We start from the raw sequence: 20,532 nt of genomic DNA, 5'->3' as shown, positions 1-20,532 counted from the left end.
CGTCATTTTTTATTGTAGACAACAATTTGTAAGTCTTGAGCCATAGGGGGAGCATGACCTTCTTACCTAATAGCTACATTGTACTCCTTCAGCCAGTAATTCACCTGGGCTAAATAGGCGAACAGCTGAGGGCCTGACATCAACTGACCGAACCAAGGTAAATTTGATGATGCATCAGGAGAAGAGGCAAGCTCACGAATTCTTGTGGTATCTATCAGGGGTAGTAGTGGGGAAGCAGGGTCATCTAGAATGGAAAGAACCTGCTGTTTTACAGCCGCCAAGTAGTTAGGATTGTGGGTTTTGGGATAAGGGCTCTTTTTGCGATAGAGTACATCATCCGGAAGAACTCCCTCAAGTGATTTCCGCAGAATTCCCTTTTCTCGATCTCCTGCTGTTTTAATACTCCATGGGATGTTCCACACATAATCGATCAGACGATGATCCGTATAAGGTACACGCACCTCCAGTCCGACACCCATACTCATCCGGTCTTTCCGATCAAGTAATGTTGGCATGAAGCGAGTAATATTTAAGTAGGACATGATTCTCATTTTAGCTTGCTGGCCTGTTTCCTCCTTAAGGATCGGGACCTCTGCCACGGCATCGCTGTACCGGTCTCCCAAATACTCGAGGGGGGAAATCCATTCCCGGATTTCTGGAGAGAGCAGCCCTGCACGCATATCTGGAGCCACAGACCAAGGGAACGTTCCTGAGTTCAGCATATCCTCTCTGTGAAACCAAGGATATCCGCCGAATATTTCATCCGCGGCTTCACCAGAAATAGCTACCGTGGCTCCTTTTTTGATCTCCTGGCAAAACAGGAGCAAGGAAGCGTCGACATCGGCCATACCTGGAAGATCTCGTTTTTGGGTGGATAATTCAAGCGCCTCAACCAGCTCAGGGGTATCGAACTCAATCCAGTGATGTGCCGTTCCAAGCTCTTCATGCATCCGCTTAATCCATGGGGCATCTGCTCCGGGCTGGAAGGAATGAGATTTAAAGTGCCTATCGTTATCTACATAATCGACAGAGTACGTATGAATTTGTCCTTGGCCCGATTGTTTGTAGTAGTCAACAGCTATGGCAGAGAGGGCGCTGGAATCAAGACCACCGGATAGAAGAGAGCACACAGGAACATCGGATACGAGCTGTCTTTGAACCGTATCAAATAGCAGTTCACGCAGATGTGCTGCTGTTTGTTCTACATTATCCTCATGCGGTCTGCTTGTGAGCTTCCAATACGTATAATTACGGAGTCCTCCCCGACTAAATATCATGGCATGACCAGGTTTAAGTTCAAATATATCTTTGTACACACCATGGCCAGGTGTTCGTGCAGGGCCAACAATGAACACTTCCGCCAAGCCTTCCGGACCAACGACGGGTTCGACTTTTGGGTGCTGAAGCAGTGCCTTAGGTTCTGATCCAAAGATGAGTGTACCGTCGATGTAACTGTAGAACAGAGGCTTAACCCCAACTCTGTCCCTAGCAAGAAATACTTGTTCTTTTACGCTATCCCAAATGGCAAAGGCAAATATTCCATTCAGGCGTTCCAGACAATCCGGTCCCCATTCGATATAGGAGACGAGGAGAACCTCGGTGTCACATTTCGTTTTGAAACGATGTCCCCTTTGGATCAATTCGTCTTTCAATTCCGCAGCATTATATAACTCTCCATTATATACAATGGCGTATACGTCCTCTTCCTGATGAATAATCATAGGCTGAGCACCGTTCTCCGGATCAATAACACTGAGCCGTCGGTGTCCAAATGCACAAGGATTGGATATCCAAGTTCCTGAGCCGTCAGGACCGCGGTGGGCAATGCTTTCAGTCATTCTAACCAGCAACTGAGAGTCCTGGGTTAAGTCGCCGCTCCATTGTATAAATCCGGTTATTCCGCACATGACGGTTCATCCTCTCTATTGTCTTTGTCATACGCTGTCCTTCTTTTTTGATCTAAATCGCCAAAGTGATACAGATATATGCCGAAGTAGGGCATAAAATGTCTGTCCTTTAACGAAAACTATGAGGGAGAACGAATTCAATGTGAAGGGGTGAGGGCGACATGGACAAGTCGAAATATTACGTCTCCGTTCAGAGCCGCTCAGTTATGAACGAACAAGGGGCAAGTGCTTATGAGTGGGAGATTGAAGCTACTCCTGAGGAAGCCAACCAAGTGCGAATGGAGCTCGGTTTAATGCAGGAGAAGGAGGAAGAGGCTTTTCCGGGATATGTTTTTCCTTGGCCTGATACACCTGAGCAGAGCACAAATGCAATGTTCCAAGATTCATTGGATCGAGTATATATGACGATTTATCGATTAGGAACGCCAGAAACAAAGGCCCAAATGCAGCAGTTTCGGTTACTTTCTCATTTTGCGGATCAATGAAAGGAGAGGCGAATATGTACTCGATTAAAGATGCTAAAATTCGGCGTATGACGAATGTGAATGGCACACCTTGTGCTGAGGTGGAGGTTTATCCAACTTCCGAATCAGATACTGTAGTTTTGGCATATCTGGCACCATCTGCACGGCTTGGAGGCTATGAATTAGTGAAGGTTGTCCGCAGTGACGCATCCCTTACGCACGATTGGTTCGATAATAGTATGCACAGCGCCTATGAGGATGCTACCGATGTCGCTTTTGAGAACAGTGCCATAGCCACTGCGGAAGAGGAACGAGAGCAATTTAAACAGCAACTTTTATCTATTGGCAATTTGAGCCAGCAGTTGAATGGAAGATTTAATAATTAGTTGCTCCATTTATTGAATTTGCAAGGACATTTCTAAGAGACCAGCTTTAATAGGCGAGGTCTCTTTGTTTTGTTGGTTTTTGTCAAATGAAATCGAAGTTTTACGTGTATTCGCAATTTCGAATACAAGTTATAGGCTGAATTGAGTGGGACTTTTATGAAGAATACATAGGAGGTTGGAATCGGTTTTATTCCTAATCATGAATATTTTGGAAATGAGGCTTGTCCTCTATATGATTGTTTATCAGGTATCCCTATAATGTTGGGTTAGTGTGGCAATATTCACTAATACTTCATGAGGAGAGATAAGATTGAAAAAGCGTCTGATTCAAACAATCATGGCAGGTATGCTGGCTTTGAGTATGGTATTTGGGACCATCCAGCCATCTGCACAGGCTGAGGAGACTACGGGTATTTCTGTGGTGGATTCATCACAGGAACTGGTCAATGGAAAGATGAAGGTTAGCTTTGATGTTCGTAACGGAGGCAGAGGGACGACAGCGGGCTTTATCGTCGTTGGTTACGATGAGAAAGGTAAAGTCATAGAAGTGATTGGAGACTCAACTTATCTCATGAGCAATGAGATTGAAACTTTTGAAGTGGATTTGGTAAGTGGAAGTAAAGTTAAGGAGGTAAAGGTGCTTCCAGCAGAATCCTCAGGTAACCAAGCCGTACTTCTTGAGTACGGTACACGTACAGAGAAAGGAAGCATTGAGGTATCTGGTGCTGTGCTGAATGCTAGTGAGGGGCGCCGAGTGGGGATGCTTGTCGTAGGTTATGATGCTAACGGAAAAGCGGTTGAAGTGAATTCAGGAAGTAGTTATTTAATGGGTAGTGAGGTAGCTACATATAATATTCAGTTGAAAGCAGTTAACCAGATTAAAAGCGTGAAAGCAATGGTTATTGATTCTACTGAGGATGCGGTGAAACTTCTCCAGACGGGAAGTCGTGTAGAGAATGGCAAGCTGGTCATTACCGGATCTATTCAAAATCGTAATGAAGGTGGCCGAGTTGGTGTTATTGTAGTGGGTAGTAATTCAAGTGGAAAAGTGCTTGAGGTCAACACGACAACGGGTTATTTAACCGCTAAGGAAATTGGTAATTTCGAAGCAGAGCTTGAATCAGGAAAAGCGGTCTCTGGTGTAAAAGTCTTCTTAACAGGAACGAGCCAGACACCTAAAATTATTGCTGAAGGAAAGACACGTATTAACAACAAGTTGGTGGTTACCATTGGTGTAGAGAATGGAACGAAGAGTCAGCGAATTACAGTGAAGTCTACAGCTTACGATTCCAAGGGACGTTCCCTGGGATCAGATACGGATTCGATGTTTATGTTAGCTAATGAAACAACAACACTGCGTATGGACTATAATGATAGCCGTGTTAGTAGTGTAAAGCTGAAATATTATGATGAAGCGGGAAAAGAAATTGGGGCCGTGCCGATCCGTATTAAAATCAACGGTCAACTTCAGTCCTACGCTCAAGCGCCAATGATGGTAAACGGTAGTGTGCTGGTACCGATGCGTCCGATTTTCGAATCTCTTCAGGCTTCTGTCAAGTGGGATCAGAAATCGCAGACCGTTACTTCGAGCAAAGGAACGACGAACATTAAGCTGAAGATGGGCTCGAAGCAGGCGACGGTGAATGGGAAGGCAGTAGCGCTGGACTCCGCACCACGCTCGGTACAAGGAACAACGATGGTTCCACTACGTTTTGTCGCGGCTGCACTTGGTTGCGAGGTCAAATGGGATAAGAATGAGCAGATGGTGTTGATTACAACCAAATAAGCGAAAGGATCAGGCCTTCTAGGCCTGATCCTTTTTTCTAACTCGTGGATTTTGGGGCGTTAAGCGTATTCTCGAAGCACTTGTATACCTTGAATCACATTGTATATAAAAGCTCCAAAGTATATGATTCCAAAGAGGATTACATACCCCAGAACGGCACCGAATGAGCCAGCACCAATGGCCATAATAATTAATATGACCGCAGCGATCACAGGGAACACATGCGAGAACAACGCTCTTTTAGCATGTTTTTTTACATAGTCGTCAGTCGAGATGAGCCATACAACAATCGGTAGAATGAATGGTGCGAAAAAGATACTGAAATACGATAATGACGAGAGTAATTGCCGCATAAAGAGGCCCCTTTCGAATCCTGTATTTATCATACATATTACCCTGTAAGGGACATACTGATTCATATGTTAAATGTTCCAAACAAAATTCTTCTTTAAAAATTCCCAAAGATGCGATATAATATATTTCGTTACTGTTTTACATAGTTTTTGTCCCAGTAGCTCAGCTGGATAGAGCAACGGCCTTCTAAGCCGTCGGTCAGGGGTTCGAATCCCTTCTGGGACGTCCTAAGAAAAGTCGCCATTATGGCGGCTTTTTTGCGTATTCCAGAAGGTGAGAACCCATGCTCTATGCAAATTTTGTGAAAAAGTCTTATACTGGAGCAGTACTATATAGCTGATTTGCAATGATCATACATAGAGGAGAGAACAAAATGTCAGAAACGAAGATTTCGCAACGTACAGCTATTTTATTGGAACATGCACGCAACTGCGGCCTCCAAGGTGAAGAACTTTTGAATGCGATCCGTTCAGGTAAGATTGAGTCATTCGAATTGGCCCAGAACGGCCATTTCGATTATGCCGAGCTGTTTAGTTATGCAGAGGAGCATGGTGAAGAATTAGAGAAGGCCGCCGCTACAGGGTATCGAATTACATTTAATACGAAGAATGGTTTGAAAATATGGCTTGAAGAAACATTCCAATTAAGCTCAGAATCCGATTTTTCGGTAGGCGAAGGGATTATTGAGAATCTCCATCTGCAGGAAGAACAGGTAGCGAAGCTAAAACAGAGTCTAGCAGTTAACTGGACCATTGCGGAAATCACGCCGAATGCACACGGCTATAACTTGAAACTGACTTTGCGCGGACTGCAGCACTAATATAGAAGAAAGATAAACAATCCCCCGTTTCTCATGTACAAGAAAGCGGGGGATTGTTATTTCTATTACATTCTGCTCGGGGTTGGCAAACCAAGAACCTCTAGAGCTTCACCTAGCGTATCTTTATAGATCGATGTCAGCCATACGCGTAAATGGAGTACATCTCCTTCGGACTTAAGGATTGGGCATGCGGCATAGAAGTTATTAAAGAGCGAAGCCAGTTCATATGCATAATTACATAGTGAGCTTGGTGTGAGCTCTTTGCTCGCAGCATACAGTGAATCGTGCCAAGTGCTAATATGTCTAAGTAGAGCGTGCTCTGCTTTTTCAAGATTTGGGAATTGTTCTGGGACTAGAGGCATCACACCTTTGTCTTGAGCCTTGTTTAGGACGCTGAGGGCACGAGCATAAGAGTAAAGTAGATAGACACCTGTATTACCGGATATTTCTGTAGCTTGCTTCAGATCAAATACGACCTCTGTTTGTAAAGCGAAACGCAGCAGATAGTAACGGATGGAGGCGATGGCGATTTCTCGACTGGACAGACCATTCTTGTCGGAACGCGAATCTTCGATGACATCTTCCATCCGTTGGATCAGTTCTGTAACCTTGATGCCAATTCCTTGACGACCGGACATAGCATAAGAAGATTTTCCATCAGAGGTATCGATTCCAAGCTCAGATGCAGCTGAAGGACTTAACGACACAACTCCATAGCTGACATGACGAAGTTTTTCTGCTTCCTTGGTGAATCCAAGTCCCTCTAACGCTTGCTTGACCATCATTTGGGGGTATTGCTGTCTATAATCAATGACGTTGATGACGGTATCGGCTTGACCGAATGATTGGTGCTCACCGTGAGATACAGTTGTCCATACATCCTCAGTGAACTTTTTATATACAAAATCATTTTGTAGCAGACCGTATTTCCACAAATGATATGCAATATCTTTTGCTGTATAGGTCAAAATGCCATTTGAACGAACAAGCACTTTATCGATGCTGTGCTCAGCCTCATGGTCGTCACTTGGCTCGTTCGTCGACTGTTTCAGAACCCAGCAACCAGCGAGCTTTCCCTCAGTTTCTTGATGGAATAATGATGTTTGCTTAAGTAACTCGAAAGCCGTATCCCAGAACCCTTCTCTAACGATACTGCTTTCCCAGACCAGTAGGTCATATTCGATTCCGAATTGCTTCATCTCTTCGATGTGTTCTCTGACGATTCGCTCTGCTACAAGTAGCCCAATCCATGAAAGGTTTTGGTTTCCTTCCTCTAGTGCATGGAGTACTTCGGTTCTTTGTTTAACGAGTTCCGGATCATTTTGATAAGCCTTATTGATGGCTGCGTAAATATCCCAGCAGTAATCTCCGAAACGAAGATGATCTTTTGATAATGTTATGTTTTGAATGCCCACAACCGTATCTGCCAGTTGATTGCCTAGATCATCAATGTAATTGTGAACTTCTACCTTGTATCCGATTTTTCTCATGAGACGAACGAGGGTATCTCCGATGCAAGAATTTCTTAAGTGCCCAATATGGGCAGACTTGTTAGGGTTGATCGAAGTATGTTCAATTACAACCTTGTTCTTAGACAAAGGTGGCAGTTCAAACTTCATATGTGCCCAGCTGGGCCAGTGGATGTGAAAGTTAATGAAGCCTGGCGGCACAACTTCAATACGGTGAATCAACATACTGAAAGCTTCATCTCGCTCAAGTTCAGTCTTGATTTGCTCTGCGATTTGTATGGGTGCCTTACGTAAGGGTTTAGCAAGTTGCATAGCAATGTTCGTTGAGTAATCTCCATGCTCCATATTTACGGGTTGTTCGATTTTCACTTGAAATGTATCAGGTAGCTTGACTTCCTCCATGCATGAGACGACCTGTTGGACAGATTTTTCGATCCCTGTAATAATGAACTGACTTAACATTTTACATACCCCCTTAGAAAATAAAAAAAGCCCCCATCTCATAAGAGACGAGGACTATTGCTCGCGGTACCACTCTCGTTGTTAAACCGGCAGGTCTAACCACTTGATTACAATAACGGTGTAAACCGGGACTTCCTACTGATTATTTCAGAAGACCGTTCTCATGGGTCCGCTTCGTGAACGCACCTGTACCGGCTCCCACCAACCCGGCTCGCTTAGACTTAGATGTCGATCATTACTCTCCCAATCATTGAACTCGTATTTTGCTTTTCCACATTATAACTAATATTTTTAGAAAAGCAAGCCATCATTTATATGCAACAACGCGAAGTCTTTTATAATCTGCCCAAAAGGCATCGTCTTTCCATAGTGATTGTTCCGTAAGTTGACTTATTTTTTCAAAAGCTTCGTGTTGATCCTCTGGTGTGAGTTCAGTGAAAAAACACTGTCCAAAATGGTGCAGCCATTCTTTGATCCCATTCTTTCCTCCGTGAAGTCTTGTTGGGCGGTCAAAGTGATGGGCTAATGTTACTCGAAATCCGATCTTCTCCAGTAAAAAAGTGTATTCTCCAATGCTTGGAAAGTACCAGGGGTTACTAGCTTTTGGGTCGATGTTGTAATCAGAGGAGAGGACTTCTTCGATCGCAACCACAATCGCTGCAATATTCCCTTTTCCCCCGAATTCAGCTACAAAACGTCCCTCTGGTTTTAGAGCTTGGTACACTGAGGCTAATGTATTTTCTGCATTTGTCATCCAGTGCAGCGTAGCATTAGAGAACACCGCATCTACGGGTGTGTCTAAGTTAAAATTTTCTCCGTTCCCTGTAATGAAATGGAGCGAAGGATATTTTTCTTGGGCTTTACTGATCATTTCCTGGGAGTAGTCCATACCTACAACGAAAGCTCCTGCATCCGAGATCTCTTTAGCAAGGTCGCCGGTGCCGCATCCGAGATCCAAAATCTGTTCTCCTGAACGAGGGGCTAGAAGTTCGATTAACCCTTTTCCATAGGCTGATACAAAAGAAATCTGATTGTCATAATCCTCTGGTTTCCACACTTGGGCTGAACTCATAAGACCACTCCTTAACGATTGGTTCCTTTATTGTGCATGAACTTACTTATAATTTGAAATATATAAATACTATGATGGTTATAGGTTTTATCTATTGGAAATTGATAATAACCAAGACCGTCGCAAAACAGTCTTGGTTGATGGAACGAACTCTGAACTTATTTTACAGCTACTAACAGAGCCCCGATAGCAATTAGGGCAACACCTGCAACATTGATCCACGATATTTTCTCACCAAGAAATACAAAGGCCAGTATAACAGCAATCACCACACTGAGCTTATCGATGGGGCCTACTTGCGACACCTTGCCATATTTTAATGCCAAAAAATAAAAGAGCCATGACAGAGCGCCCGCAACACCGCTTAGCACGATAAAGCTGAGCGCTTTTTTCTGTAACAAAATCTCACCAAGCTGTGAAAATTTCCCCTGCACCGCAACGACTCCGAGCAAAAATAAAGCCATAATAACGGAACGGATCGCAGTGGCAGCGTTCGCGTCAATGTTCTGCAGCCCGATTTTACCGAAGATTGCTACAAGCGCAGCGGTAACCGCGGAGAGTAGAGCATATGTAAGCCATAATGGCATGTTAAGTACCTCCTTATATAAGTAAACTACTCTTTAGGTAGTATAGGGTAATATAAGGAATCTTAAAATAAACGATAATTTGCGACTAAAAATATCCGTCTGGGTACTAACATAGTTGTGTGCTTAGATAAGTTGTCATTGCAATTGGATTTTTAGAAATAGAAGGGTGTGCGGACAGAACAACCGTTATATGTGGAAATAGCTCTAAAATACGTGCTACGCGGACTGAGATTCCGTTATTTATTCCAAACACACTAATTTCACGAATTTTGTTGGTATTAACGGATTGTCTGTCCGCTTACATTCACAAAGTGAGAATATAACTAAGATAGTGGATCGTCTGTCCTCAAAGAGACTGCGAAGAAACTGCTAACGAAGGATATGCTCCGACGAACCCCCGATTGGTGTTCTCACCCTCTGGAATACGCAAAAAAGCCGCCATAAAAAAGGCGGCTTTTCTTAGGATGTCCCAGACCGGGGTACGGCCTCTTCGGGCCGACTGCGAAGCGAATGCTAACGAAGGATATGCTCCGACGAACCCCCGATTGGTGTTCTCACCCTCTGGAATACGCAAAAAAGCCGCCATTAAAGGCGGCTTTTCTTAGGACGTCCCAGACCGGGGTACGGCCTCTTCGGGCCGACTGCGAAGCGAATGCTAACGAAGGATATGCACCGACGAACCCCCAATTGGTGTTCTCACCTTCTGGAATACGCAAAAAAGCCGCCATTGAAGGCGGCTTTTCTTAAGACGTCCCAGAAGGGATTCGAACCCCTGACCGACGGCTTAGAAGGCCGTTGCTCTATCCAGCTGAGCTACTGGGACACGTTTTTTCAAGCAGGAAATATCATACCATGCGATAAAAATAATTGCAACACATTAATTTGGACTAATAATTTTGATATGCGATTAAGGTCTTGTATATCGTGTTATATAGTTTAGATATATATAATTCCTACGATATTACAGCAATGAATCTTTCACTGTTTTTGAGCAAAAACTTCTGCGGTTTGTGTTTTTTTAACTTTGCAGAGGATATGCTATAATCTACAAATATGAAAACGGAAAAGAAAGGGGGTGTCCTTATAAAGGACTCCAACTCCCCAGACCAAGAAGACAAAAACATCATCCTGTTTCCGAAGACATTGGATTACTATCAAATACAACTCACCGTCATGCTCGAAAACGAACGTTACGGGGAGGCGATGGAGCTCCTCCGGTTCCTGCTTCAGTGCCAAGGCCAGAGTGAACGGAATTACGAAGAATGGCGTGCGCTGTTAGAGTGGCTGGAAGCTGCTTTTCCATCATCTTCATCAGCAATTCCAAGCGAAGAAGAGGCAGTGGATGAGAGTGATGAGAATGAGGCGGAGATGACTCGCCGCATGGTTCAAGATAAACTCTCTCAGGATGCCGGATACGCTGATAAACTACTTGAAACGGTAATGAACGGTCCTCTAACCGAACAGACAGTACTAGCACTAGAACAACTAGCATATCTTGATCGACCAGAGGTCGATGTGGCACTTACAGAGTGGATTAAAGAGCGTGCTCTACATCCATTGCTGCAATTCCGTGTGCTACAAACCCTACGTCGCCGGGGATTATCAAGTGTAGTTACTCTTCCTAGAGGCTCAGAGACCGTAGAGATTGAGGTAGAACAAGTTCCTTTAAGCCAAGGCGAGTTTCCGGATGCTATACTTCAAATACTTGATCGTGTGGCTGAGAAAACAGAGGTCCATGAGCCTACCTTGTTTTATTTTGCTCAGGAACTGTGGTCTCAGTTCGTCATGGCGGTTTACGGAACAACAGACTATAAGTCTATGCTTGATGATGAGGAATCTACTCTGGATATATGGGCGGCTGCATTGCACGACATCGTCTCAGAGAGTTTAAAAGGCGTTCGTGACGAAGAGGAAATCCGATCTTATTATGGAATTACTGATACCATGCGATTCAGATACGAAGGGGCGTATCGCTCTCTTAAACAATTTGTCTCAGCAGGTGTTGAGGATTCTTAAAGCATGGGAAACGCTTTCCGTATGATGCCACAAGGGTTCGCCCTTGAAAAAGGATTTAATGTTGTTTATACTATAGTGGTTATTCGGTACGGGATACATTATCTACGCCGACCACGTGAATTATTTTGGAGGGGAAAGCATAAATGAAAGCAACTTGGGAAAAAATAGAGAAGAACCTTGGCGTTCTTGACGTTGAGGTTGAAGCGGACCGCGTAGCGGGCGCCCTCGACAAAGCTTTTAATAAAGTAGTTAAAAAAGCGAATGTACCTGGTTTCCGTAAAGGAAAGGTACCTCGTTCAATCTTCGAAGCACGTTTTGGAGTAGAAAGCCTCTATCAAGACGCTATCGACATCCTACTTCCTGAAGTATACGGAGAAGCTATTGAAGAAACAGCTATCTTCCCTGTAGATCGTCCGGAAATCGATATCGAGCAGTTTGGTAAAGGTGAAACTTTCAAGTTTAAAGCGAAAGTAACCGTTAAACCTGAAGTGAAGCTTGGAGACTACAAAGGTCTTGAAGTAGCAGCTGTTACAGCTGAAGTGTCTGACGAAGAATTGACTCAAGAACTCACGCGCTTGCAAGAGCGTCATGCTGAGCTTGCAGTAATCGATGAAGGTACAGCAGCTTCTGGTGACATCGCAGTTATCGACTTCGACGGATCCGTTGATGGCGTTCCTTTTGAAGGTGGACAAGCTGAGCGTTACTCTTTGGAACTAGGAAGCAACACTTTCATTCCAGGTTTTGAAGAGCAAGTTATCGGTATGGGCACTGGCGACTTCAAAGATGTTGAAGTAACCTTCCCTGAGACTTACCATGCAGAAGAGCTTGCTAACAAACAAGCAGTCTTCAAAGTGAAAGTACATGAAATTAAGCGCAAACAGCTTCCTGAACTGGATGATGAGTTTGCTAAAGATGTTAGCGAATTCGACACGCTTGATGAGTACAAAGAAGACTTGAAGAAACAATTGTTGAAGCGTAAAGAGCAAGAAGCTCAAGGCGTTCGTGAGAACGAAGTTGTTGAAAAAGCTGCAGCTAATGCGGAAATCGACATTCCTGAAGCAATGGTACAATCCGAAGTTCAAAACATGATGCGCGATTTCGACAACCGTCTTCGCCAACAAGGTATGAACCTTGAAATGTTCCTTAGCTTCTCCGGTCAGTCAAACGCTGATTTGGAAGGTCAAATGAAGGATGACGCTACAAAGCGCGTTCGTAACAACCTTGTTCTTGAGCAAATCGCTAAAGACGAGAAGCTTGAAGCTACAGAAGAAGAAATCAACGAAGAGTTGAACAACATGGCTGAAACTTACAAGCGCCCTGTTGACGAAATTCGTAACATCTTGGCTTCTAACGGTTCCCTTGACAGCCTTCGTGAAGAACTGGTTCTTCGCAAAACAATCGACTTCTTGCTTGAAAACAGCGTAGAAGGCGCACCTGTTGCAAAAGAAGAAACAGCTACAGAAGAATAAAATAAGGCTGCTGCAGAAGCTGCCCTAACAATGGATAAGGCACGTACTTTAATGACGTGCCTTATTTTTAACCATAAACACCCATTTTATTACTAAATATGACACGAAATGGGTATTTTTGAAAGAGTACATATAGAATACATAATGAAACAAGTTGGCAGGATATAATTTTTGAGAAGTTCATAGAATGTAAACAGGGTTAAAAAATGACATGGCGCTTTGAACATGTTAGAATATCTTGTGTAACGCTCAAGTATATTTTCAAGGAAAAGAGGTTGGTCGCATGAGTCTTGTACCTATGGTTGTGGAACAAACCAATCGAGGAGAGAGATCCTATGATATCTACTCCCGATTACTGAAAGATCGCATCATCTTCCTCAGCAGTGCGATCGATGACGATGTCGCCAATCTTGTCATTGCACAGCTATTGTTTTTGGCTGCAGAAGATCCGGAAAAAGACATCCATTTGTACATCAATTCTCCTGGTGGTTCTGTAACAGCCGGGATGGGTATATATGATACGATGCAGTTCATCAAGCCTGATGTATCTACCATTTGCGTCGGTATGGCCGCAAGTATGGGATCATTGCTGTTAACTGCCGGGGCGCCGGGTAAACGCTTTGCACTCGAGAACAGTGAGGTTATGATTCACCAACCGCTCGGGGGAGTTCAAGGCCAGGCCTCTGATATTCAAATCCACGCAGATTGGATCATCAAGACTAGACAGAAGCTTAACCGTATCTATGTGGAACACACGGGGCAATCCCTTGAAAAAATTGAACGTGATACGGACCGCGACTATTTCTTGAGCGCGGAGGAAGCGAAAGCTTACCGAATTATTGACGAGGTCCTGTCTTCACCGATCAAATCTTAAGAGGTGGTAATCTAATGTTTAAATTTAACGATGATAAAGGGCAGCTGAAATGCTCTTTCTGCGGTAAATCGCAGGAGCAGGTTCGCAAGCTAGTTGCTGGACCCGGCGTTTATATATGCGATGAGTGCATTGATTTGTGCTCTGAGATCGTGGAAGAGGAGCTCGGTCACGAGGAAGAAGTCGACCTCAAGGATATCCCGAAACCACGTGAAATTCGTGATATTTTAGACCAATATGTTATTGGTCAAGATCAAGCTAAGAAGTCTCTTTCTGTAGCGGTTTATAACCACTACAAGCGTATTAATACGCAAAATAAAGTGGAAGACGTTGAGTTGCAAAAGAGTAATATTTTGCTGCTTGGTCCGACAGGATCGGGTAAAACGTTGCTTGCACAGACGATGGCTAAAATCCTGAATGTTCCTTTTGCTATTGCAGATGCTACTTCCCTTACAGAAGCGGGATACGTTGGTGAAGATGTGGAGAACATCTTGCTTAAGCTCATTCAAGCTGCAGATTTCGATGTAGAGAAGGCAGAACGCGGCATTATCTATATTGATGAAATTGATAAAGTGGCTCGTAAATCCGAGAATCCATCGATTACGCGTGATGTTTCAGGTGAAGGTGTACAACAGGCTTTGTTGAAGATCCTGGAAGGTACTGTAGCTTCAGTTCCTCCTCAAGGTGGACGTAAGCATCCTCATCAAGAATTTATCCAGATCGACACAACGAACATTCTGTTCATTTGTGGTGGTGCATTTGATGGTCTGGAACAATACATTAAACGCCGGATCGGTAAGAAGGTTATCGGATTTAATGCATCGGGTGAAGGCCAGAAAGAGCTTAAACCGGGTGAATACCTGACAATGGTACTTCCAGAAGATCTTCTGAAATTCGGCCTGATTCCAGAATTTGTTGGACGTCTGCCAGTCATTTCAACACTGGAGCCGCTTGATGAGAAGACGCTTGTTCGGATTCTTTCTGAACCGAAGAATGCACTCACGAAGCAGTATCAGAAGTTGCTTGAGCTGGATAACGTTAGTCTGAAGTTTGAAGCGGAAGCGCTGGAAGCTATCGCTCGAGAAGCGATTAAGCGTAATACCGGTGCACGTGGACTTCGTTCCATTATTGAAGGCATTATGCTGGATGTGATGTATGAAGTGCCATCCCGTGATGACATTACAGATTGCGTGATTACAGAGAAAGTGGTTCAAGATAAAGTAATTCCTGAACTTCAAGCAAATGGTAATGATGACAAGAAACAAGAAGAAAGTGCTTAAATTAAAGCACTTTTGAAATAAATCAATGCCAATTCTCCACCCCCGCCCTTTATTTTTTGATGGGCAGAGGTGGAGCTTTGGCGTTATATGGGAGAGATAAACCATGTTTTTGAGACAAGACACAAGGCCCGTAAAAGTGGGGAATCTCACAATCGGCGGAAGCAATGAAGTCATTATTCAAAGCATGTGCACGACCAAAACCGCTGATGTTGAAGCAACGGTTGCCGAAATTTTGCGGTTGGAAGAAGCAGGTTGTCAGATTGTACGTGTTACGGTTAACAATGAAGAAGCGGCTGCAGCTATTAAGGAAATTAAGAAGCGAATTCACATTCCTCTCGTAGCTGATATTCATTTCAATTATAAGCTTGCTCTTGCTGCAATTGAGAATGGTATTGATAAAGTACGTATTAATCCAGGGAATATTGGTAAGCGTGAAAAAGTCGAAGCGGTTGTCAAAGCGTGTAAGGAAAAAGGGATTCCGATCCGTATTGGTGTAAATGCAGGTTCTCTTGAGAATCATTTGCTTGAGAAGTATGGCTACCCAACAGCGGAAGCTATGGTAGAGAGTGCGCTATATCATATCGGTATTTTGGAGGAACTTGATTTCCACGATATTATCGTTTCACTCAAAGCTTCCGATGTCCCAATGGCTGTAGAAGCATATACGAAAGCGGCTGAGGTGATTCCGTATCCGCTGCATCTTGGAATTACAGAGGCAGGTACATTGTTCTCCGGAACGGTGAAGAGTGCTGCTGGACTAGGAACTTTATTGTCCGCGGGTATTGGTAATACCATGCGAATTTCACTCAGTGCCGACCCGGTAGAGGAGATCAAGGTAGGCCGTGAACTGCTGAAGGTATTTGGCCTGATCTCGGATGCGGCAACACTTGTTTCTTGCCCAACATGCGGCAGACTTGACATCGATTTATTCTCGATTGCCAATGAAGTGGAAGAATATATTGCGAATGTTAAAGTACCAATTAAAGTGTCTGTTCTCGGTTGTGCAGTGAATGGCCCTGGTGAAGCCAGAGAGGCTGATATCGGTATTGCTGGAGCACGAGGCGAAGGTCTACTGTTCCGATATGGAGAAATGATACGTAAAGTGCCAGAAGCTACGATGGTCGAAGAGCTTAAAAAAGAGATTGATCATATTGTTAAAGTATATGAAGAGACGGGAGAAATCCCTGGTCGTAAACATAAGACGGGTGTGTAAACATAAACATTCGTAGTAACCGTAGTCGATAATGATACAAAAAAAGAACTGGCCACTTGAGATTTCATTCTCAGGTGGTCTTTTTCGATTAATCATTCCTATTTTTATTCAGATTCTTAGGAATTCCTTTCAAAGAGTCGTTTTACCATCCGATTAACAGGCAATACTATCATGTATTAACGTGTGGTAATAGACATGAATGGAGAAACAGGAGGAATGACTTATGAATTTGAATATTGTGATTATGCTGGTTCAACTGTTCTTTGCAGTGATTATCGGCGTTTATTTTTGGAACTTGCTGCGAGGTCAAAAAACGAGTAAAACAGCGGTAGATCGTGAATCTCGTAAAGAATTGGATAAGCTACGTAAATTGCGCTCCATTTCACTTACTAAACCTTTGGCTGAGAAGACGCGCCCTCAGACGATGAATGATATCGTCGGCCAAAAAGATGGTCTACGTGCGTTAAAAGCTGCTCTTTGTAGTGGTAATCCTCAGCATGTTATTGTATACGGACCTCCGGGAGTAGGGAAGACAGCAGCGGCTCGTGTTGTTATGGAAGAGGCTAAAAAAAATCCGCAGTCTCCGTTTAAATACGATGCCAAATTTACTGAGATTGATGCTACGACTGCGCGTTTTGACGAGCGCGGAATCGCAGATCCACTAATTGGATCAGTCCATGACCCGATTTATCAAGGTGCGGGTGCCATGGGGGTAGCTGGAATTCCCCAGCCTAAGCCAGGTGCTGTAACGAAAGCCCATGGTGGAATTTTATTTGTTGATGAAATCGGTGAATTGCACCCCATTCAGATGAATAAGCTGTTAAAAGTGCTGGAGGACCGCAAAGTTCTACTTGAGAGTGCGTATTATAACTCGGAAGACACCAATACACCGGCTTACATTCATGATATTTTTCAAAATGGATTACCCGCCGATTTTCGCTTAGTAGGAGCAACGACACGTTCACCTGAAGAAATAGCCCCTGCGTTAAGATCACGCTGTATGGAAATCTTTTTCCGTCCTTTGCTTCCAGAAGAGATTGGACAAATTGCTGAGGATGCCATACAAAAAATCGGTTTGATGCCATGCCCAGAAGCTGTGGAGGTTGTAAAACGTTATTCGACGAATGGGCGTGAGGCCGTTAACATGATTCAGCTAGCAGCAGGTCTTGCTCTCACGGAGAAACGTGAGACGCTCCGAGCAGCTGATGTGGAGTGGGTGGCGAGCAGTAGTCAGCTACAGCCAAGACCAGATCGAAAGATACCGGAAAAACCACAGGTAGGGCTTGTGAATGGATTAGCGGTGTATGGGCCGAATATGGGCGCGCTGCTCGAGATTGAGGTATCTGCTGTACCAGTTGAAAAAGGAAGAGGAATCTATAACATTACAGGTGTGGTTGATGAGGAGGAGTTCGGTGGTGCTTCTCGCAAGCTTCGACGTAAGAGCATGGCTAAAGGTTCGATAGAAAATGTACTTACGGTATTAGGAGCAATGGGATTTAATCCTAAGGATTTCGATCTGCATATCAACTTCCCCGGTGGAACACCGATCGACGGTCCCTCTGCTGGGATTGCGATGGCAACAGCTATTGTATCAGCAATCACGGGGCTCGAAATCGACAACAAAATAGCCATGACCGGTGAGATCAGCATTCACGGTAAAGTGAAGCCGATTGGCGGTGTTATTGCTAAAGTGGAGGCAGCGTTCCAGGCCGGAGCGACAATGGTAATTATACCGAAAGACAATTGGCAGACTCTTTTTGAAGATCTGAATGGGCTGCGAGTGATTCCGGTTGAATCTGTTGATGAAGTGTTTACCCAAGTATTTGGTGGGGCTGTTACACCAGGTGTGGTTCAAATGTCTCAAGCAGAGAAGTTTTCTGCTTCCTCAGCTTCTTTGTTACAAGCCACACAGCCGCACAATGGGCAAATTACAGATGCTGGTAGCTGTTAATACTCAACTTGTTGTTTTTTTATACGAAGATTTGATAAAATAGGAATAGTGTCAACATTGAGAGCCATTGGAGGTGTGAAAGCGATGGGACCCAATAAATCCAAAGGTCGTCGTTTTCCTTTGTTGCCTTTAAGAGGACTTCTCGTCTATCCAAGTATGGTATTGCATTTGGATGTTGGTCGGGAGAAGTCGGTTAAGGCATTAGAAAAGGCGATGGTTGAAGACAATTTGATTCTCCTATGTTCTCAATCGGAAGTGAACATTGAAGAACCAACGCAAGAGGATATTTTTCGAATCGGTACAGTAGCGAATGTAAGACAAATGCTTAAACTTCCGAACGGTACCATACGTGTGCTTGTGGAAGGTATGGAACGGGCGGAAATTATTCAATATACGGATAACGAGGACTATTATGAAGTCCTCGCGCGTGAACTTCCTGAAGAAGAGAATAACGATTCCGAAGTTGCAGCTCTAATGAGAACGGTACTGGGACAATTTGAGAACTATATCAATTTGTCCAAAAAAGTGACGCCTGAGACACTGGCCGCGGTATCCGATATCGAAGAGCCGGGACGCCTTGCGGACGTGATTACAAGTCATTTGTCCCTTAAGATTAAGGATAAGCAAGAAATTCTGGAGACGATTGATGTTCGGAAACGTCTGGAGAAACTGCTTGATATCTTGAACAATGAGCGTGAAGTACTTGAGCTCGAGCGAAAGATTAATCAGCGTGTTAAGAAGCAGATGGAGAAGACACAGAAAGAGTATTATTTGCGTGAGCAGATGAAAGCGATCCAGAAAGAATTAGGTGAGAAAGAAGGACGTACTGGAGAAGTAGAGGAACTTCGCAACCAGCTGAAGGAGCTTGAACTTCCAGAGCGTGTACAAGAGAAGGTAGAGAAGGAAATTGATCGTCTGGAGAGAATGCCATCGAGTTCAGCGGAAGGCGGTGTCATCCGTAACTACGTGGATTGGCTCCTCGCATTGCCTTGGACGAAACAGACTGAGGATGACCTGGATATCTTGAAAGCGGAGCAGGTTCTCGATGAGGATCATTATGGTCTGGAGAAACCGAAAGAGCGCGTTCTAGAATACTTAGCGGTTCAGAAGCTCGTCAAGAAGCTGAAAGGTCCGATTCTTTGTTTAGTTGGCCCTCCAGGTGTCGGCAAGACTTCATTGGCTCGTTCGATAGCTCGTTCTCTTGAACGTAATTTCGTACGCATCTCTCTTGGTGGCGTTCGAGATGAAGCAGAAATCCGAGGTCATAGACGTACCTATGTTGGCGCAATGCCAGGCCGTATTATTCAAGGAATGAAGACAGCAGGTTCTAAGAACCCTGTATTTTTACTTGATGAAATTGATAAGATGGCTTCTGATTTCCGGGGAGATCCTTCATCGGCCCTATTGGAAGTACTTGATCCTGAGCAGAATAATACATTCAGCGATCATTTTATTGAAATTCCGTTTGATCTGTCACAAGTCATGTTTGTAACGACAGCAAATACACTGCATAGCATTCCACGTCCATTACTTGATCGAATGGAGATTCTTAATATTCCGGGGTATACGGAACTTGAGAAGTTGCAGATTGCAATACGCTACCTGCTTCCGAAGCAGAAAAGCGAGCATGGATTGGAATCAGAACAGCTCGTGTTGAGCGAAGAGGCTTTGTTAAAGGTAATCCGTGAGTATACGCGTGAGTCCGGTGTGCGGAATCTTGAACAGCAGGTTGCGGCATTATGCCGTAAAACAGCTAAAAGGATTGTTACCAATGATTCTGAAGTCATCACGATTGGCGAGGAAGATATTAAAGATTATCTTGGCATTCCAAAGTTCCGTTATGGTATGGCTGAGCTTGAGGATCAGGTGGGGAGTGTGACGGGCCTTGCTTGGACTGAGGTTGGCGGTGAGACGCTTACGATTGAGGTTACCGTTGTGCCAGGTACAGGCAAGCTGACGCTTACAGGTAAGCTCGGCGATGTTATGAAGGAATCTGCTCAAGCCGCATTCAGTTACACGCGCTCCAAGGCGGCAGAGCTTGGAATTGAGTCAGATTTTCATGAGAAGCTTGATGTACACATTCATATTCCTGAGGGCGCTATTCCAAAGGATGGCCCTTCGGCAGGAATTACGATTGCCACTGCGCTCATATCTTCATTAACGAAGCGACATGTAGCTCGTGATGTGGCCATGACAGGTGAGATCACCTTGCGCGGACGGGTATTGCCTATAGGCGGTTTGAAGGAGAAATCCCTTGCGGCCCACCGAGCAGGCTACAAAAAAATTCTACTCCCGAAAGACAATGAACGGGACTTGCGCGATATCCCAGACAGCGTAAAGAACGACATTGAATTTGTTCCTGTTTCCCATATGGACCAGGTGCTCCAGCACGCGCTGGTGGAGCAAGCGGGAGTGCACTAGAGAG

The 20,532-nt window shown here is 44.3% G+C and carries 17 protein-coding genes, 2 tRNA genes and 1 other annotated feature; of the genes, 12 read left to right on the top strand and 7 right to left on the bottom strand.

All coding sequences use genetic code 11. The features are described from left to right. Nucleotides 1-62 precede the first annotated feature (62 nt). On the bottom strand, nucleotides 63-1,850 hold the full coding sequence (gene asnB / locus AC3WJJ_RS21485) for an asparagine synthase (glutamine-hydrolyzing) (protein ID WP_492544037.1): 1,788 nt from the start codon (nucleotides 1,848-1,850) through the stop codon (nucleotides 63-65). Between the two features lie 218 nt (nucleotides 1,851-2,068). Between asnB and AC3WJJ_RS21480 the strand changes: the two genes are divergently transcribed. The 3 genes from AC3WJJ_RS21480 to AC3WJJ_RS21470 all read left to right on the top strand — a co-directional run bounded on the left by AC3WJJ_RS21480 (nucleotide 2,069) and on the right by AC3WJJ_RS21470 (nucleotide 4,543). Further along, nucleotides 2,069-2,392, top strand: a complete 324-nt coding sequence (locus tag AC3WJJ_RS21480) for a hypothetical protein (protein ID WP_492543675.1) — start codon at nucleotides 2,069-2,071, stop codon at nucleotides 2,390-2,392. A gap of 14 nt (nucleotides 2,393-2,406) precedes the next feature. Continuing rightward, nucleotides 2,407-2,757, top strand: coding sequence for a hypothetical protein (locus tag AC3WJJ_RS21475; protein ID WP_492543674.1), 351 nt, complete (start codon nucleotides 2,407-2,409; stop codon nucleotides 2,755-2,757). 310 nt (nucleotides 2,758-3,067) lie between these two features. Next, nucleotides 3,068-4,543: a copper amine oxidase N-terminal domain-containing protein gene (locus tag AC3WJJ_RS21470; protein ID WP_492543673.1), complete on the top strand. Its 1,476-nt coding sequence runs from the start codon at nucleotides 3,068-3,070 to the stop codon at nucleotides 4,541-4,543. 59 nt (nucleotides 4,544-4,602) lie between these two features. On the opposite strand, the gene AC3WJJ_RS21465 is transcribed toward AC3WJJ_RS21470, so the two are convergent. After that, entirely contained in the window at nucleotides 4,603-4,896 is a 294-nt protein-coding gene (locus AC3WJJ_RS21465; RefSeq protein ID WP_492543672.1) for a magnetosome magnetite crystal formation protein family, read from the bottom strand. A 152-nt stretch (nucleotides 4,897-5,048) separates the two neighbouring features. Here AC3WJJ_RS21465 and AC3WJJ_RS21460 point away from each other — a divergent pair. Further along, a tRNA-Arg gene (locus AC3WJJ_RS21460) sits at nucleotides 5,049-5,122 on the top strand. Nucleotides 5,123-5,270: 148 nt separating this feature from the next. Beyond that, on the top strand, nucleotides 5,271-5,717 hold the full coding sequence (locus AC3WJJ_RS21455) for a hypothetical protein (RefSeq protein ID WP_492543671.1): 447 nt from the start codon (nucleotides 5,271-5,273) through the stop codon (nucleotides 5,715-5,717). Nucleotides 5,718-5,782: 65 nt separating this feature from the next. On the opposite strand, the gene AC3WJJ_RS21450 is transcribed toward AC3WJJ_RS21455, so the two are convergent. The 5 genes from AC3WJJ_RS21450 to AC3WJJ_RS21430 form a co-directional block, all read right to left on the bottom strand. Beyond that, nucleotides 5,783-7,648, bottom strand: a complete 1,866-nt coding sequence (locus tag AC3WJJ_RS21450) for an arginine--tRNA ligase (RefSeq protein WP_492543670.1) — start codon at nucleotides 7,646-7,648, stop codon at nucleotides 5,783-5,785. A 40-nt stretch (nucleotides 7,649-7,688) separates the two neighbouring features. Next, nucleotides 7,689-7,908 (bottom strand) — a binding site (T-box leader). Nucleotides 7,909-7,955: 47 nt separating this feature from the next. Next, nucleotides 7,956-8,720, bottom strand: a complete 765-nt coding sequence (locus AC3WJJ_RS21445) for a class I SAM-dependent methyltransferase (protein WP_492543669.1) — start codon at nucleotides 8,718-8,720, stop codon at nucleotides 7,956-7,958. 158 nt (nucleotides 8,721-8,878) lie between these two features. Further along, entirely contained in the window at nucleotides 8,879-9,307 is a 429-nt protein-coding gene (locus AC3WJJ_RS21440; RefSeq protein WP_422660138.1) for an EamA family transporter, read from the bottom strand. A gap of 346 nt (nucleotides 9,308-9,653) precedes the next feature. After that, nucleotides 9,654-9,893 carry a hypothetical protein gene (locus tag AC3WJJ_RS21435; RefSeq protein ID WP_492543668.1) on the bottom strand — a complete coding sequence of 80 codons (240 nt, stop codon included), beginning with the start codon at nucleotides 9,891-9,893 and terminating at the stop codon, nucleotides 9,654-9,656. 163 nt (nucleotides 9,894-10,056) lie between these two features. Then, nucleotides 10,057-10,130 (bottom strand) — tRNA-Arg (locus tag AC3WJJ_RS21430). Nucleotides 10,131-10,360: 230 nt separating this feature from the next. On the opposite strand from AC3WJJ_RS21430, the gene AC3WJJ_RS21425 reads away from it, so the two are divergent. From AC3WJJ_RS21425 to lon, 7 genes are all read left to right on the top strand, one after another. Beyond that, a complete protein-coding gene (locus AC3WJJ_RS21425; RefSeq protein ID WP_492543667.1) occupies nucleotides 10,361-11,323 on the top strand; it encodes a hypothetical protein in 963 nt (320 codons plus the stop codon). A gap of 143 nt (nucleotides 11,324-11,466) precedes the next feature. Next, nucleotides 11,467-12,792 carry a trigger factor gene (gene tig / locus AC3WJJ_RS21420; RefSeq protein WP_422660140.1) on the top strand — a complete coding sequence of 442 codons (1,326 nt, stop codon included), beginning with the start codon at nucleotides 11,467-11,469 and terminating at the stop codon, nucleotides 12,790-12,792. 283 nt (nucleotides 12,793-13,075) lie between these two features. Beyond that, nucleotides 13,076-13,666: an ATP-dependent Clp endopeptidase proteolytic subunit ClpP gene (clpP, locus tag AC3WJJ_RS21415; RefSeq protein WP_422660141.1), complete on the top strand. Its 591-nt coding sequence runs from the start codon at nucleotides 13,076-13,078 to the stop codon at nucleotides 13,664-13,666. A 14-nt stretch (nucleotides 13,667-13,680) separates the two neighbouring features. Next, nucleotides 13,681-14,943, top strand: a complete 1,263-nt coding sequence (gene clpX / locus AC3WJJ_RS21410) for an ATP-dependent protease ATP-binding subunit ClpX (protein WP_492543666.1) — start codon at nucleotides 13,681-13,683, stop codon at nucleotides 14,941-14,943. 103 nt (nucleotides 14,944-15,046) lie between these two features. Further along, nucleotides 15,047-16,156, top strand: coding sequence for a flavodoxin-dependent (E)-4-hydroxy-3-methylbut-2-enyl-diphosphate synthase (ispG, locus tag AC3WJJ_RS21405; RefSeq protein WP_422660143.1), 1,110 nt, complete (start codon nucleotides 15,047-15,049; stop codon nucleotides 16,154-16,156). A 223-nt stretch (nucleotides 16,157-16,379) separates the two neighbouring features. Further along, nucleotides 16,380-18,107, top strand: coding sequence for an ATP-dependent protease LonB (gene lonB / locus AC3WJJ_RS21400; protein ID WP_492543665.1), 1,728 nt, complete (start codon nucleotides 16,380-16,382; stop codon nucleotides 18,105-18,107). Between the two features lie 84 nt (nucleotides 18,108-18,191). Beyond that, nucleotides 18,192-20,528, top strand: coding sequence for an endopeptidase La (gene lon / locus AC3WJJ_RS21395; RefSeq protein ID WP_492543664.1), 2,337 nt, complete (start codon nucleotides 18,192-18,194; stop codon nucleotides 20,526-20,528). Nucleotides 20,529-20,532: the final 4 nt, after the last annotated feature.

The organism is Paenibacillus sp. FW507-14B1B, assembly GCF_058781425.1.
This window is presented reverse-complemented; position numbering and strand designations above follow the sequence as displayed.